Annotated in this window: 12 protein-coding genes; 7 read left to right on the top strand and 5 right to left on the bottom strand. The window is 70.3% G+C overall.

Annotated elements, in window-relative coordinates:
* Positions 1-38 precede the first annotated feature (38 nt).
* The 3 genes from ACSHT8_RS34050 to ACSHT8_RS34040 are packed head-to-tail and all read right to left on the bottom strand — an operon-like array spanning position 39 to position 4,936.
* Positions 39-1,523 carry a CoA-acylating methylmalonate-semialdehyde dehydrogenase gene (locus ACSHT8_RS34050; RefSeq protein ID WP_436496087.1) on the bottom strand — a complete coding sequence of 495 codons (1,485 nt, stop codon included), beginning with the start codon at positions 1,521-1,523 and terminating at the stop codon, positions 39-41.
* Entirely contained in the window at positions 1,523-2,902 is a 1,380-nt protein-coding gene (locus tag ACSHT8_RS34045) for an aspartate aminotransferase family protein (RefSeq protein WP_436496085.1), read from the bottom strand. Before ACSHT8_RS34045 ends, ACSHT8_RS34050 begins: the two co-directional genes overlap by 1 nt.
* A 48-nt stretch (positions 2,903-2,950) precedes the next feature.
* Entirely contained in the window at positions 2,951-4,936 is a 1,986-nt protein-coding gene (locus ACSHT8_RS34040; protein WP_436496083.1) for a TPM domain-containing protein, read from the bottom strand.
* Between the two features lie 90 nt (positions 4,937-5,026).
* Between ACSHT8_RS34040 and ACSHT8_RS34035 the strand changes: the two genes are divergently transcribed.
* The 4 genes from ACSHT8_RS34035 to ACSHT8_RS34020 all read left to right on the top strand — a co-directional run bounded on the left by ACSHT8_RS34035 (position 5,027) and on the right by ACSHT8_RS34020 (position 10,539).
* Complete coding sequence (locus tag ACSHT8_RS34035) at positions 5,027-6,622, top strand: PucR family transcriptional regulator (protein WP_436496081.1); 1,596 nt, start codon at positions 5,027-5,029, stop codon at positions 6,620-6,622.
* A gap of 208 nt (positions 6,623-6,830) precedes the next feature.
* Positions 6,831-8,246, top strand: a complete 1,416-nt coding sequence (locus ACSHT8_RS34030; protein WP_436496079.1) for a CBM96 family carbohydrate-binding protein — start codon at positions 6,831-6,833, stop codon at positions 8,244-8,246.
* A 77-nt stretch (positions 8,247-8,323) separates the two neighbouring features.
* Positions 8,324-9,574, top strand: a complete 1,251-nt coding sequence (locus ACSHT8_RS34025; protein WP_436502250.1) for an MFS transporter — start codon at positions 8,324-8,326, stop codon at positions 9,572-9,574.
* Complete coding sequence (locus ACSHT8_RS34020; protein ID WP_436496077.1) at positions 9,571-10,539, top strand: TolB family protein; 969 nt, start codon at positions 9,571-9,573, stop codon at positions 10,537-10,539. The genes ACSHT8_RS34025 and ACSHT8_RS34020 overlap by 4 nt, the downstream gene beginning before the upstream one ends.
* Here ACSHT8_RS34020 and ACSHT8_RS34015 read toward each other — a convergent pair whose 3' ends face one another.
* Positions 10,540-11,328 (bottom strand): DUF6585 family protein, encoded by a 789-nt coding sequence (locus ACSHT8_RS34015; RefSeq protein ID WP_436496075.1) that lies wholly within the window; start codon positions 11,326-11,328, stop codon positions 10,540-10,542.
* An 81-nt stretch (positions 11,329-11,409) separates the two neighbouring features.
* Positions 11,410-11,709, bottom strand: a complete 300-nt coding sequence (locus ACSHT8_RS34010; protein WP_436496073.1) for a hypothetical protein — start codon at positions 11,707-11,709, stop codon at positions 11,410-11,412.
* 115 nt (positions 11,710-11,824) lie between these two features.
* Between ACSHT8_RS34010 and ACSHT8_RS34005 the strand changes: the two genes are divergently transcribed.
* Genes ACSHT8_RS34005 through hydA form a run of 3 tightly spaced genes read left to right on the top strand, consistent with a single transcriptional unit; the run spans position 11,825 to position 15,580 of the window.
* Positions 11,825-13,360, top strand: a complete 1,536-nt coding sequence (locus ACSHT8_RS34005; RefSeq protein WP_436496071.1) for an NCS1 family nucleobase:cation symporter-1 — start codon at positions 11,825-11,827, stop codon at positions 13,358-13,360.
* Complete coding sequence (locus ACSHT8_RS34000; RefSeq protein WP_436496069.1) at positions 13,353-14,195, top strand: nitrilase-related carbon-nitrogen hydrolase; 843 nt, start codon at positions 13,353-13,355, stop codon at positions 14,193-14,195. The genes ACSHT8_RS34005 and ACSHT8_RS34000 overlap by 8 nt, the downstream gene beginning before the upstream one ends.
* Positions 14,195-15,580, top strand: a complete 1,386-nt coding sequence (gene hydA, locus ACSHT8_RS33995) for a dihydropyrimidinase (RefSeq protein ID WP_436496067.1) — start codon at positions 14,195-14,197, stop codon at positions 15,578-15,580. The genes ACSHT8_RS34000 and hydA overlap by 1 nt, the downstream gene beginning before the upstream one ends.

The raw sequence follows: 15,580 nt of genomic DNA, 5'->3' as shown, positions 1-15,580 counted from the left end.
GTGCGGGCCACGTGGGCCGTGGCCCGCACGGTGTGTGCCTAGACGTTGCGGGGGAACCCGAGGTTCACCCCGCCGTGGGACGGGTCGAGCCAGCGGCTGGTCACGACCTTCGTCCGGGTGAAGAAGTGGATCCCGTCCGGGCCGTACGCGTGCGTGTCGCCGAACAGGGAGTCCTTCCACCCCCCGAACGAGTAATAGCCGACCGGCACCGGAATGGGGACGTTCACGCCCACCATGCCGACCTCGATCTCGTGCTGGAACCGGCGGGCCGCGCCGCCGTCGTTGGTGAAGATCGCGGTGCCGTTGCCGTAGGGGTTGGCGTTGACCAGCGCCACGGCCTCGTCGTAGGACCCCACGCGCACGACCGACAGCACCGGGCCGAAGATCTCGTCGCGGTACACCGAGTCCGACGGCGTGACGTGGTCGAACAGCGACGGCCCGAGCCAGAATCCCTCGGCCGCGCCGTCGATCTCGTGATCGCGGCCGTCGACCGCGAGTTCGGCCTCGCCTGAGTCCAAATAGGATGCCACCTTGTCCCGATGGGCCTTGGTCACCAGCGGACCCATCTCGCACCCGGGCCGCCTGCCGTCACCGACCTTCAGCTGGGACATCCGGTCGCGGATCCGGCTCACCAACTCGTCTCCGACCGGGTCGACCGCGACGACGACCGACACCGCCATGCACCGCTCCCCCGCCGAGCCGAAGCCCGCCGACACCGCCGCGTCGGCGGCGAGGTCGAGGTCGGAGTCGGGCAGCACCACCATGTGGTTCTTCGCCCCACCCAACGCCTGCACGCGCTTGCCGTGACGGGTCCCCGTCTCGTAGACATAGCGGGCGATCGGCGTCGAACCGACGAACGAGATCGCCCGCACATCCGGGTGCTCCAGCAGCCCGTCGACCGCGACCTTGTCGCCGTGCAGCACGTTCAGCGCGCCGTCCGGCAGTCCGGCCTCGGCGAACAGCTCGGCGATGAAGTTCGCCGCCGACGGGTCCTTCTCACTCGGTTTGAGCACAACGGTGTTCCCGCACGCCAGTGCGTTCGGCACGAACCACAGCGGCACCATCGCCGGGAAGTTGAACGGCGAGATCACGCCGACCACCCCCAGCGGCTGGCGCAGCGAGTACACGTCGACCTTCGTCGAGACGTTCTCGCTGTAGCCGCCCTTGAGCAGCGCGGGCACCCCGCAGGCGAACTCGACCGCCTCCATCGCGCGCTGCACTTCGCCCGCCGCGTCGTCGGTCACCTTGCCGTGTTCGGCGGTGACCAGGTCGACCAGCTCCCGCTTCCGGGCGTTGAGCAGTTCGCGAAATCCGAAGAGGACAGACGAGCGAGCCGCCAGCGAGGCGTCCCGCCACCCCACGGAGGCCGCGCGCGCCGCGCTGACGGCCGCCTCGATCTCCGTGGTCCCCGCGAAGTCGACGTGCGCGGCGACCTGGCCGGTCGCCGGGTCGAAGACATCGCCGCGGCGGTCGGTGTCGCCCGACCACGGCTTGCCGTCGATCCAGTGGCTGATCCTGCGCATCAGCCCTCACCACCCGGATGTTGTTCAAACACAGCGTCGGCCGCTCTATCTGCTACTGCGATCGCCTCGCCGAGCACATCCAACGCCTCGTCGACTTCCGTTTCCGTCAACGTCATCGGCGGCGCGAGCCGGATGACGTTGTTGTACAGGCCGCCCTTGCCGACCAGCAGCCCGCGTGCCTTGGTCTCCTCCAGCACCCGCAACGCCGCACGCGGGCTCGGGTCCTTCCCGCCTGGCTCGACCAGCTCGACGCCGATCATGAGGCCCTTGCCGCGCACGTCGCCGATCACCGGGTGGCGGTGGGCGAGGTCGTGCAGGCCCTCGGACAGCCGGATCCCCTGCTTCTCGGCGTTGGCCTGGAGGTCGTTGTCGAGGATGTAGTCGAGGACGGCGTTGGCGCCCGCCGTGGCGATCGGGTTGCCGCCGAAGGTGGAGATCGAGTTGGCCGTCAGGCAGTCCATGACGTCGGGCCGCGCGACGAGGCCGCCGATGGCCAGGCCGTTGCCGAGGCCCTTGGCGAAGGTCATCATGTCGGGCGTGACGCCGTGGGCGTCCATGCCCCAGAAGTGTTCGCCCGTGCGTCCCCACCCGGTCTGCACCTCGTCGGACACCAGCAGGATCCCGCTCTCGTCGAGGATCTCCTTGAACGCCTTGTAGAGCCCGTCCGGCGGCACGCAGAACCCGCCGACACCCTGGATGGGCTCGGCGACCATGCAAGCGACGTCGCCGGAAGTGGTGGTGTTGAGGACCTCGCGCAGGTCGTCGGCGCACGCCTGGATGTAGTCGGCGTCGGACAGGTGGCCGAACGGGCTGCGGTAGCGGTAGCCGCCGTGGACGTAGCTGACCTTGACCGGCGACAGGCTGCTCGCCGACCACCCGCGGTTGCCGGTGATCCCGACCGTGCCGAACGCGCGGCCGTGGTAGGAGTTGCGCAGCGCCAGGACCTGGTTGCTGCGGCGGAACTGGGTCGACAGCATGAGCGCGGTCTCGTTGGCCTCGGTGCCCGAGTTGGTGAAGAACACCTTGGCGTCGCGGATGCCCGACAGCTTGGCGATCTTCTCGGCGAGCTCCACCTGCCCGCGGATGAGGTAGAGCGTCGAGGTGTGCAGCACGCCGGAGTCGAGCTGGCGCCGGATGGCGTCGCTGATCTCGGCGACGTCGTAGCCGATGGCGTTGGTCAGGATGCCCGCGAAGAAGTCGAGATAGGTGTTCCCCTCGGCGTCGGTGACGTGCCTGCCCTCGGCGCTCACCAGCTCGATGGGGTCGGCGTAGTAGAGCGCCAGCCACGAGGGGAGGACGGCTCGGTGACGGTCGATCAGCGGTGTCTGCTGGGTGTCGGCCATGCCGCGAGTGTGGTCGGTGGCGGGCGTCCACACCATGGTCAAGGTGTATCGGCGGGCCGAAAAGACCCTACAGAGTGACCACCATCAGAACCGGCCGCCGCCACCGATGCGCCGCGAGCTTCCCGCCCCGCCGAACGACCCGGGGCCGCTGCCGCCGCCCCCGCCCCACCGGCCGCCGCGGCTGCCGGAGCCGAACCCGCCGCGCAGGACGCTGTCGAGGATGATGCCGCCGAGGACCGCCCCGGAGTTGCCGCCGAAGGTCGACTGGCGCTGCTTGGTCTCCCAGTTCCGCACGTCGGCCTCCGCCGCCGACGACGCCCGGGCCGCCAGGTCGGCGGCGGTGCGCGCGTGTTGGAGAGCGACCGACAGGTCCGTCGCGCGCTCGGCTTCGTCCAGGTGCCGCTGGGCCTCGGACAGCCGGGTCCTGGCCTCGGCCTCGACGGCGCCGCGGCGGGTCCCGATGTAGTCGGCCACCGCCGAGACCTGGGCGCGTGCGGCGGTAAGAGTCTGGTCGACCTGCTGGCGCAGCCGGTCCGTGCGGTCCTTCGCGGTGGCCGCGGTGCTGATCGCCTTGTCCAGTTCCACGTCGGCCGCGGCGAGGTCGGTGTAGGCGCCGAGCGGGTTGGTGTCCTTGGCGACCTCGGCCAGTTCGAGCGCGGACTGGGCCGCGGCGACGGCGGTGGCCAGCGTCGGGCCGCCGTGTTCGGCGAGCCCGCGGGCGGTGTCGAGGTCGGCGCGGGTGTCCTCGATCGCGGCGGGCAGGCTCGCGATGGCGGCCCGGATGTTCTCGGCGCCGTGGTCCACCGCGTCGAGCAGCGTCCGGGCCTGGCCGACCGCACCTTCGGCGGCGCGGATAGCGGCGACCACCGCGCCCTGTTCCCCGGCCGGGCGGGCGGTGGCCTCGCGGCCCGCGGTGATGTTCTGGTCGGCGAAGTCGAGCCGCTGCCGGGCGTGGGTGACGTTGTCGCGGATCGGGGAGAGCACGTCGGCGGGGAACTCGGTGGCCAGCCGGGTGAGCGTGGCCTCCGACTCCGGCACGCGGGTGGTGAGCGCGACCATGTCCTGGGTGAGCGCGTCGAGCCGCTGGGGCGCGTCGATGAGCAGGTCGCGCATCCCGTCGAACTCGGCGACGCGGGCGTCGAGTTCCTTGTCGGCCTTGCCGCAGCTGCTGATCAGCTCGATGAGCAGGTCACGCTGCTGCTCCGGCGTCTCGGGGACGTTGTCGTCGAGCCGCTGCCGCAGCGTGAAGGCGTGGGCTAGCGCCTCCTTGGCGGCGGTGAACGCGGTCGTGAACGGCTGGGTCGGCGCGTCGCCGAACTCGCCGCGGGCGAGGTCGAGTTCCTCGGCGCTGGTGCGCAGCGCGTTGTCCATCTCGACCAGGACCTCTTTGGACCGCGCGTCGAGCGCGTCGACCGGAAGTGCGGCGAGGGCGGCGGTGTCGTTCGGGTCGATCTCGCGGGCGGCGGCGATGTCGGCGTCGGCCCGCGCGCGCTTGCGGCGGCGGGTGTAGAGGTAGACGCCGCCACCGCCGAGGAGCACGACCGCGCCGCCGATGATCAGCGGGCGCGCGGAGACGGTGTCCGGCGCCATCGCGCCGTCGAGCCCGTCCGCCGCGGCGACGACAGCGCCCGCCCAATCCTGGGAGCGCAACGCGGGTTCGATGCTGTCGACGCGCAGCTCGGTGAACTCGTTGTCGCTGACCTCCTGCGGCAGCCCGGCCGAGTAGAGACCGTAGGAGCGGTCGACGGTGGCGACGGCGAGCAGCACGTCCCGGTCGCCGAGGGAGCTGAGCGCGGCGGTGTCCTCGGCCCAGCGCGGCCCCTGCTCGCCGGTGAAGTCCTCGACGAACACCACCCACAGGCGGATCTTGCGCGAGTCGTAGAGCTTGTCGATCGCCGCCTGCGCCGACGCGCGGCCACCGGCGTCGAGCGCGCCGGAGTTGTCGGTGAGCTGACCGCGCAGACGCTCGGGCGGGTCGGCCGCCGCCGGGCTCGCGACCAGCGCGAACAGTGCCAGCGCCGCGGCGGCTGACCAGCGGAGCAGGCGGGCGGGCGGCGGTGCGGTCGGCATGGGCAGGAATCTATCCCGTTCGGGGCGGCGGCACCGCGCCACGATGGTCAAGATGTACCGGTGACCGCGGGCCGGACTTACAGTGTGTCGATGTACCCGACCGTGTCGGAGATCCTGGCGCTGCCGGTCGTCCGGCAGGGCGCGCCGACGGTCGTCGCGGGCGCGGCCGGACTGTCCAACCGGGTGCGCTGGGTGCACGCCGCCGAGGTCGCCGACATCGCCCACCTCCTGCGCGGCGGCGAACTCGTGCTGACCACCGGCATCGCCCTGGCCGACGACGTCGCGGCACTGACGAAGTACGTCGACGAGCTGGCCGGGATCGGCGCGGCGGGGATCGTCGTGGAACTGGTCCGCCATTGGAGCGAAAGCCTCCCGCCCGCGCTCGCGGCGGCGGCCGAGCGGCACGGGCTGCCGCTGATCGCGCTGTCGCGGGAGACGCGGTTCGTGGCGGTCACCGAGGCGGTGGTCGGTTTGATCGTCGACGCCCAGGTCGCCGAACTGCGCGCGGCGGAGCAGGTGCACGAGACGTTCACCGCCCTGACCGTGGCGGGCGCCGAACCGGCCGAGGTACTGCGGGAAGTGGCGCGCGCGTCGGGGTTCCCGGTGGTGCTGGAGACCCTCGACCACGACATCCTCGCCTACGACGCGGGCGGCGAACCCCCCGCTGAGCTGCTCGCCGACTGGGCCCGCCGCTCGCGCGCGGTCACGGTGACCGAGCGGACGGCGTATCACCACGCGGCGGGCTGGCTGGTCACCGTGGTCGGCGCCCGCGGCAACGACTGGGGTCGGCTGGTGCTGCTGTGCCCGGAATCGCCCGCCCACCGCCACATCGTGATCGTCGAACGCGCCGCGTCGGCGCTGGCGGTCCACCGGCTGGCCGCGCGGGACCGGGAAGGCTTGGAGCGGCACGCCCACCGGACTCTGCTGACGGAGTTGCTGGCCAGCGCCCCGCCCGCGGACCTGGTGGCGCGGGCCAGTGGGCTCGGGGTGCCGCTGGAGCACCGACAGCTGATCGGAGTGTCGGTGCGGCCGGGCACCGACGTGAGCCCCGCGCCCGCGATGGCGACCCAGGAGGTGCTGCGGGACTTGGCCGAGGCGACCGCGCTGGCGACGCGTCGGGCCCGGGTGGCGGCTTTGGTCGGGATCGTCGACGACACCAGCGTCCGCGCTCTGCTGTCCCTGACACCCCAGGCCGACGCGGACGCGGTGGTGCGGCGGGTGGCCAAGGAGATCCACCAGTCGCCCCGGCCGGTGGTGCTGGCCGTGGGCACGACGGTGGCCGCCGTGACCGCCGCCCGCCGCAGCCTGGTCGAGGCGGCGCATGTCGCGCAGGCCGCGATGCGGGCTCCTGGCAAGGCGGTGCACCGGCTGGACGACGTGCGGCTAAGGGGGTTGCTGCATTTGCTGGCGGACGACGACCGGGTGATCGCGTTCGCGGACCGGGAACTGACGGCGTTGGCGGCCCGGGACGCCTCGCACGGGAGCCGGCTGGTGGATACGTTGCGGCACTACTGCGAGCACGGGGGAAACAAGTCGGCGGCGGCCGCGGCGGCTCATATGTCGAGGACGGCGTACTACCAGCAGTTGGCGCGGATTGAGCAGGTGTTGGGGGTGTCGCTGGAGGACCCGGAGTCGGTGCTTTCCCTACACGTCGCCTTGCTGGCCTACGAGGTGCGCGGCCAATGAGGTCAACGACCGTTTGACGAACCGAGTCAGTGATCCGACCGTCTGATCCGACCAAGGATACCGAGTAACACACACATTCGCTCGTACGCATGTGGACTATTCACCTTCCGGACATCTGGTGATTGACGGGGACCCGGCTGATCGTTCGCCGGGTCCCCAAGGGTTGTAGGTCGGTCCCCACAACTGAACCAGGGAAGGCCTTCGACACATGTCACGTCGTACAGCCAAGATCGCAGGCGCGCTCGCGGGAGTGGTCACCGTGGCCACCACCGCGACGCTCGTCGTCATCGGCTCGGCTCCCGTCGCCTCGGCGGCGACCACCACGTTCACCCCGGTCGCCGACACCTACGTCGACAACGCGGCCACCGGCACCAACTACGGCACCTCCGGCCAGCTCGGTGTCGACAACTCGTCGGTCAAGCGGACGTTCCTGCGCTTCAACGTCAGCGGTGTCACCGGCACCGTGACCGGCGCGAAGCTGCGCATCCACACCGACAACGTCGCGGGCGCGCAGAGCCCCAACGGCGGCACCTACCGCCTGATGTCCAACACGACGTGGTCCGAGACCGGCGTGACCTGGAACAACCAGCCCGCCATCGACGGCGCCACCCTCGGCTCCCTCGGCGCGGTCAGCCAGAACACCTGGTACGAGATCAACGTGCTCTCCCAGATCTCGGGCAACGGCACCTTCAGCATCGGCGTGACCTCGTCGAGCAGCGACGGCGCCGACTTCGACTCGCGTGAGTCGGGTTCGACCACCGCCCCGCAGCTGGTGATCACCACCGGCACGACCACCACGACCACTCCGCCGACCACCACGACGACGCAGCCGCCGTCGGGTGACCCGGTCCTGGTCGGCGCGGGCGACATCGCCACGTCCGGCTCGGCCGACTCGGCGACCGCCAACCTGCTCGACAGCATCCCGGGCACGGTCTTCACCCTGGGCGACAACGTCTACCCCGACGGTACCGCCGCGCAGTTCACCCAGTACTACGAGCCGACCTGGGGCCGCCACAAGGCGCGCACCCGCCCGGCGCCGGGCAACCACGACTACCACACCTCGGGCGCGTCGGGTTACTACAACTACTTCGGCGCGAACGCGGGCCCGTCGGGCCGCGGCTACTACTCCTACGACTTGGGCAACTGGCACATCGTCTCGCTCAACAGCGAGATCAGCATGTCCGCGGGATCGGCGCAGGAGCAGTGGCTGCGCACCGACCTGGCCGCCAGCTCCAAGCCGTGCACCCTGGCCTACTGGCACAAGCCGCGCTTCACCTCCAGCTCCAACCACGCGCCCAACCCGGCGACCGGTCCGCTGGTGCAGGCCCTGTACGACTACGACGCCGAGGTCATCGCCACCGGCCACAACCACCAGTACGAGCGCTTCGCCCCGATGAACCCGAGCGGTGCCCTGGACAACACCAACGGCATCCGCCACTTCGTCGCGGGCATGGGCGGCGCGGGCTTCTACGGCTTCGGCACCATCCTGCCGAACAGCCAGGTCCGCAACAGCAACACCAACGGCGTGCTGAAGTTCACCCTGCACGCCAACAGCTACGACTGGCAGTTCGTGCCGGTCGCGGGCCAGACCTTCACCGACAGCGGCACCACCGCGTGTCATTGATCGTGAGCTAGCAGGTGGTGCCCGCCAGTCTCCCGGCGGGCACCACCTATCGTTCGCACCTGGAGGTAGGCCAGCCCGTGTACCTGTCCACGATCGACAAGCCGGACCCGTCCGACACCAGACGCCGGTGGCGTGGGGTGAGCGGCAACGTCGTCGCGCTCGGCTCGGTCAGCCTCATCACCGACATCTCGTCGGAGATGGTCACCGCGATCCTGCCGCTGTACCTCGTCGTCGGGCTGCATATGAGCCCGCTGGCCTACGGCGCGATCGACGGGCTCTACACGGGCGCCACCGCGCTGCTGCGCCTGCTCGGCGGCTACGTCGCCGACCGGACCAGCAGGCGCAAAGCCGTCGCGGGCGTGGGCTACGGCCTGTCCGCGGTGGCCAAGCTCGGCCTCATGGCAGCGGGCAACTCCGCGGCGCTGATCGGCGTGGCGATCACCGGCGACCGCGCGGGCAAGGGCCTGCGCACCGCGCCGCGGGACGCGCTGATCACCCTGTCCACCCCCGCCGACCAGCTCGGCCGGGCGTTCGGCGTGCACCGGTCGATGGACGCCGTCGGTGCGTTCTGCGGCCCGCTGGTCGCGGTGGCGGTGCTCGCCGTCGCGGGCGCAACCGCGTTCGACTCGGTGTTCTTCGTCAGCTTCCTCATCGCCGCCTTCGGCGTGCTCGTGCTGGTCCTGTTCGTCCGCGACAAGCGGTCCGACCTGGTGACCGCCAAGGTCAGCCCGCGGGCGGCGGCCGGTCTCCTCAAGCTGCCCGGGGTGCGCTCGCTGCTGCTGGCCGCGACGCTGCTCGGCCTGGCCACCGTCGGCGACGGATTCGTCTACCTGCTGCTGCAGCGCCGCGGCGAGCTGTCGATGGGCTGGTTCCCGCTACTCGCGGTCGGCACCGCCCTGGTCTACCTGCTGCTGGCCACCCCGCTGGGCCTGCTGGCCGACAAGATCGGCCGCGGCAAGGTCATGCTGGCCGGGTACGCCGCGCTCGCCGTGGTCTACCTGGCGCTGATCGGGCCGGTGCACGGCCTGCCGCTGATCATCGCGGTGCTCGTCCTCTACGGCGTGTTCTACGCCGCGACCGACGGCGTGCTGATGGCGATGGCGGGCGCGGTGCTGCCGGAGAACCTGCGCGCCACCGGCATCGCCCTCATCCAGACCGGGCAGGCGCTGGCCTACCTGGGCTCGTCGATCCTCTTCGGACTGTCCTGGCAGCTGTGGGGACCCACCGCCGCCTGCGCCGCCGCGGCCGTCGCCGTGGTGGCCACCATCGTCGTGACCGCCGTGCTGTTCGCCCGGCTGACCCGCTCGACCGACAAGGCTGACGCATGAAGACACGGGACCAGGTGATCATCGCGGTGGTGGCCGCGCTGCTGCTCGCGGGCGCGGGCGTCTGGTACGTCTCCCGGGGCTCGACCCCGCCGGTCACCACCGCCGACAGCGCCCCGATCACCGCCGCGGGCGGGCGCATCCAGGTGCTGACCAACGGCATGCTGTCGTCGGTCGCGCGCGCCGACTCGCGTGGGGCGCGCTCGATCACCGAGCAGTCCTGCGACCGCGCCTACGCGGCCAAGGGCACCATCGCGTGCCTGCGCCCGGTCGACGCGCTCACCGGCACCCACCTCGTGGTGTTCGACGCCGCGATGGCCGAGCAGAAGTCGATCCCGCTGACCGGCTTCCCCAACCGGCTGCGGGTGTCGGCCAGCGGGCGGATGGTGTCGTGGACGGTGTTCGTCGGCGGCCACTCCTACGCCACCAGCGGCTTCTCCACCCGCACCGGCATCCTCGACACCCAGACCGGTCAGGTGACCGACTCCCTGGAGGAGTACGCGGTGACGATCGACGGCGTCCGAGTGCAGGCCGCCGACGTCAACTTCTGGGGCGTCACCTTCACCGCCGACGACAACCGCTTCTACGCGACCATGTCGACCGGCGGCAAGCGCTACCTGATCGAGGCCGACCACGCCACGCGCACCGCGCGCACCCTGACGACCAACGTCGAGTGCCCGTCACTGTCCCCGGACGGCAAGCGGATCGCCTACAAGTCGGCGGTCGACGCCGACCCGGCGAAGGGCTGGCGGCTGTCGGTCATGGACCTCGCGACCCTGAAGTCGACCCCGCTGGCCGAGACCCGCAGCGTCGACGACCAGCCCGCGTGGCTCGACGACACCACCGTCGCCTACAGCCTGCAGCGCGACGACGGCGTCAACGACGTCTGGAGCGTCCCGGCCGACGGCTCCGGGCAGCCGCAGCTGACCGTGGAGGGCGCGAACTCCCCGGCGGCCGTCGCGAGCTGATCAGCGCGCGGCCGCGCGCAGGTGCTCGGCCAGGGTGATGAAGATGAAGTAGTTGGGGATGGCGCTCACCGCCGCGGTGACCGCCCGGCGCTGTCCGGCGACCTTGAACCGGACAAGGCCGTCCCACACCTTCACCTCCTCGACCTGCGACCACCGCGCCGAGTCCTTTCTCGACCCGACCTCGTCGCGCGTCAGCCACATCCCCCCGAAGTCGACCCGCTGACCGGCGTTGAGCGTCGAGATCGCCGCGGGCAGCTGCGCGTCGGTGACGGCCTGCTGGATCGCCGGGCCCCACTTCTTGGGTTCGCTGAACCGGCCGACCTCGGCGACCTCACCCGAGCCGTCGTTGCGGCCGCGCAGGACGACCTTCTCCCCGGCCAGGTCGGTCAGCGTGTACTCGAACGTGGTGTACCCGGCGACCCCGGTATGCCGGACCGTGCGCTGCAGGATCGTCGTGCGGTCGTACCGGATGACGTGGACGCGGCCCTGCTGCGCGACCGTCAGCCCGTGTTCGCGCAGGTCGAGCCGCATCCCCTGGTTGCGCCGGGTCGTGCGCTTCTCGATCCACTGTCCCAACGGCATCAGGAGCAGCAGCCCAAACGGGATCCACGCCATCGGCGCGGCCTCGCTGGATAGCAGCGCGACCCCGATACCGCCCAGCACGAGCGCGCCGACGATCATGCAGCCCGGCGACCCCGGCTGCCCCTGCGCGCCTGCGAAGAACGCCGTCCGCGCGCCCAGGCCCGCCCGGGCAGCCGCGTCATCAACCTGTGTCAGGAGTGGATCCACGCCGCTGTCTCCCCGTGCCCTCACCGATTTGCTGAAGGAGACGCTGCCCGCGGGCGCATGAGGTTCTCATGACACCGGGGGTCAGGGCGCCGGGATCGGGACCACCATCTCGACCTGCGGCGCGGGCCGTTCGACGCCCGCCACCCGCACCACCAGCGCCACGGCGAGCACGACGACGAGCAGCAGCGCCGCGAAATCCAGCGCGCTCGTCTTGACCGGTCGGCGAAACCCCGATCCCGCCATAGAAACCCCCAGTCCCGCCCCCGGAATCGGCGTCGGAATACCGCCGCGGATTCCCGCCCGTACCTCGACCGTAACGTTGTCGATCACCGACGGCAATACGCCGATCCGGCCAATACACCCGGGCCCGAAAAGGCGCAACGGGCACTCTGTGCGCCGAGTCGGACAAGCACGAACACTGTGACACTGCCGGGTGAACTCCGCTGCCTCCACGATGCCGGGATGGAACTCTGATCCACGAGCATCGGAGCAGCGGATGGCCACAGCTGAGCAAAGCAGCCAGATCACCGACCAGGACGGCCGCGTCGACCTGCCCGACCACGGCCCGATCGAGCACAGCCGCTTCTACAACCCCGAACTCGCGCCGGTCCCGGTCGAGCGCCGCACCTGGACGACGTACAACTACTTCGCCCTGTGGATGGGCATGGCGCACAACATTCCGAGCTACACGCTCGCGGCTTCGCTCATCGCACTCGGAATGGACTGGTTGCAAGCCTTTCTGACCATCACCATCGGCAATCTCATCGTGCTGATCCCGATGCTGCTCAACAGCCACGCCGGGACAAAGTACGGAATTCCGTTCCCGGTGTTCGCCCGCGCCTTCTACGGGCTGCGCGGGGCGAATCTGGCCGCCCTGCTGCGCGGGTTCATCGCCTGCGGCTGGTTCGGCATCCAGACCTGGGTCGGCGGGCAGGCGCTCTACGTCATCGTCGGCAAGCTCGTGGGCGACAGCTGGATCAACGCCACGGTCGTCGGTGGGCAGCACTGGACGCTGTGGCTGTGCTTCGGGGTGTTCTGGGTGATCCAGATGCTCATCATCTGGCGCGGCATGGACGCCATCCGCCGGTTCGAGAACTGGACCGCTCCCCTTGTGTCGGTCGGCTTCCTGATCCTGCTCGGCTACGTGCTCGTCAAGGCGGGTGGCCTCGGCCCGATCCTGTCGGCGCCGTCGAAGCTGGGCTGGGGCGCCGACTTCTGGAAGGTCTTCGCGCCGTCGCTGATGGCGATGATCGCCTTCTGGGCGACGCTGTCGCTGAACATGCCCGACTTCACCCGCTTCGGCGGCAGCCAGCGCAAGCAGATGCGCGGACAGATCCTGGGCCTGCCGACGACCATGTCGTTCATCGCCATCGTCGCCATCCTGACCACCTCCGGCGGCCAGGTGCTCTACGGCGAGGCCATCTGGGACCCGGCGCTGCTGGCCGCGCGGTTCGACAGCCCGGTGCTGGTCATCGTGGCGCTGGTCGCGCTCGTGCTGGCCACCATCTCGTGCAACCTGGCCGCCAACGTCGTCAGCCCGTCCTACGACTTCTCCAACGCCTTCCCGAAGAAGATCACCTTCGCCATGGGCGGGCTCATCACCGGCGTCATCGGCGTCGTGGTCATGCCGTGGCGGCTGATCTCCGACCCGAGCATCTACATCTTCGCCTGGCTCGGCTTCTACGGCGGCGTGCTCGCCGCGGTGGCGGGGGTGCTCGTGGCCGGGTATTGGTTGGTGGTGCGGACCGAACTCGACGTCAAGGACCTCTACCACGACGGCGGCGGCCGCTACTGGTTCAGTGGCGGCTGGAACCCGCGCGCGGTGGTCGCGACGCTGCTCGGCGCGGTCCTCGCCGTCGGCGGCGCCTATGGCGGACCGTTCCCGGCCGACGGCCTGATCCCGTTCCTCAAGCCGCTCTACGACTACAACTGGCTCGTCGGCGTCGTCGCCGCGTTCGTCACCTACCTGGCGCTGTCGATGCCGAGCCGGGCCGAATCCCCCGCCCGCCTAGAAGGAGAAGCCCGTGCCTAACGTCATCAGGGCAGGACTGGTCCAGCAGAAGTGGACCGGCGACAAGGACTCGATGATCGCCAACGCGGTCGACGCGATCGGCAAGGCCGCGTCACAGGGCGCCCAGGTCGTGTGCCTGCAGGAGCTGTTCTACGGGCCGTACTTCTGCCAGGTCCAGGACGCCGACTACTACTCCTACACCGAGGGCATCCCCGACGGCCCGACGACCGAGCTGATGAAGGAGGTCGCCGAGCGGCACGGAGTGGTGCTGATCGTGCCGATGTACGAGCAGGAGCAGCCCGGGGTGTACTTCAACACCGCCGCGGTGATCGACGCCGACGGCACCTACCTCGGCAAGCACCGCAAGAACCACATCCCGCAGGTCAAGGGCTTCTGGGAGAAGTTCTACTTCCGGCCCGGCAACCTCGGCTACCCGGTGTTCGACACCGCGGTCGGCCGCATCGGCGTCTACATCTGCTACGAGCGCCACTTCCCCGAGGGCTGGCGCGCGCTCGGCCTTGCCGGGGCGAAGATCGTGTTCAACCCGTCGGCGACCAGCCGCGGCCTGTCGGAGTACCTGTGGCGGCTGGAGCAGCCCGCCGCCGCGGTGGCCAACGAGTACTACGTCGGCACGATCAACCGGGTCGGCGTGGAACCGCTGGGCGACAACGACTTCTACGGCCAGTCCTACTTCGTCGACCCGCGCGGCCAACTCGTCGGCGAGGCCGCGTCGGACACCGAGGAGGAGATCGTCGTCCGGGACCTCGACATGGACAAGCTCGCCGAGGTCCGCGACCTGTGGGCGTTCTACCGCGACCGCAGGCCCGACACCTACGAGTCACTCACGAGGCCGTGATGCGAACACTCATCAAGAACGGCACGGTCGTCAACGCGACCGGCCGCGTCGTCGCCGACGTGCTGGTCGACGGCGAGACCATCGCCGCGGTCGCCGCCCCCGGCACGCTGACCGAGGCCGACAAGACCATTGACGCCCAAGGGAAGTACGTCATCCCGGGTGGCATCGACGCCCACACCCACATGGAGATGCCGTTCGGCGGCACGTTCTCCAACGACACCTTCGGCAGCGGCACCACCGCCGCGGCCTGGGGCGGCACGACGACGATCATCGACTTCGCCGTGCAGCCCAAGGGCTCGTCTCTGCTGTCCACTCTGGACAAGTGGCACGAGAAGGCCGACGGCCACTGCGCCATCGACTACGGCTTCCACATGATCATCTCCGACGTGACCGACGAGTCGCTGAAAGAGATGCAGATCTGCATCGACGCGGGCGTCAACAGCTTCAAGATGTTCATGGCCTACCCCGGCGTCTTCTACGCCACCGACGGGGAGATTCTGCGGGCGATGCAGCGTGCCCGCGAGACCGGGTCGATGATCATGATGCACGCGGAGAACGGCATCGCCATCGACCAGCTCGTGGCCCAGTCGCTCGCGGCGGGCCGTACGGAACCGGTGCACCACAGCCTGACCCGGCCACCGGAGCTGGAAGGCGAGGCGACCCACCGGGCCATCCAGCTCGCGAAGGTCACCGGGGCGCCGCTCTACATCGTGCACCTGTCGTCGCGGCACGCCCTCGCGGCCGTCGCGGAGGCGCGCAACACCGGGCAGAACGTGTTCGCCGAGACGTGCCCGCAGTACCTGTACCTGTCCATCGAGGACATGGCGAAGCCGGACTTCGAGGGCGCCAAGTACGTCGCGTCGCCGCCGCTGCGGCCCAAGGACCACCAGGCCGACCTGTGGCGGGGCCTGCGGACGAACGACCTGTCGGTGGTGTCGACCGACCACTGCCCGTTCTGCTTCAAGGACCAGAAGGAGATGGGCCGCGACGACTTCTCCAAGATCCCCAACGGCATCCCCGGCGTCGAACACCGGATGGACCTGCTGCACCAGGGTGTCGTCGCGGGCGAGATCTCGCTGGAGCGGTGGGTGGAGATCAGCTCGACGACGCCCGCCCGGATGTTCGGCCTGGCAGGCCGCAAGGGCGTGATCGCGGCCGGGGCGGACGCCGACATCGTGGTGTACGACCCCGCCGCGAAGCAGACCCTGTCGGCCGCGACGCACCACATGAACGTCGACTACTCGGCCTACGAGGGCATGGAGATCACCGGCAAGGTCGACACCGTGCTGTCTCGCGGCGCGGTCGTCATCGCCGACGGCGCGTTCCACGGCGGCGAGGGCCACGGCAAGTTCCTCAAGCGCGACCTGAGCCAGTACCTGATCTAG

It is taken from the genome of Actinokineospora sp. HUAS TT18 (assembly GCF_051364635.1).
Taxonomy (GTDB): domain Bacteria; phylum Actinomycetota; class Actinomycetes; order Mycobacteriales; family Pseudonocardiaceae; genus Actinokineospora.
The sequence above is the reverse complement of the archived record's forward strand: the minus strand, read 5'-3'. Positions and strand labels throughout refer to the sequence as shown.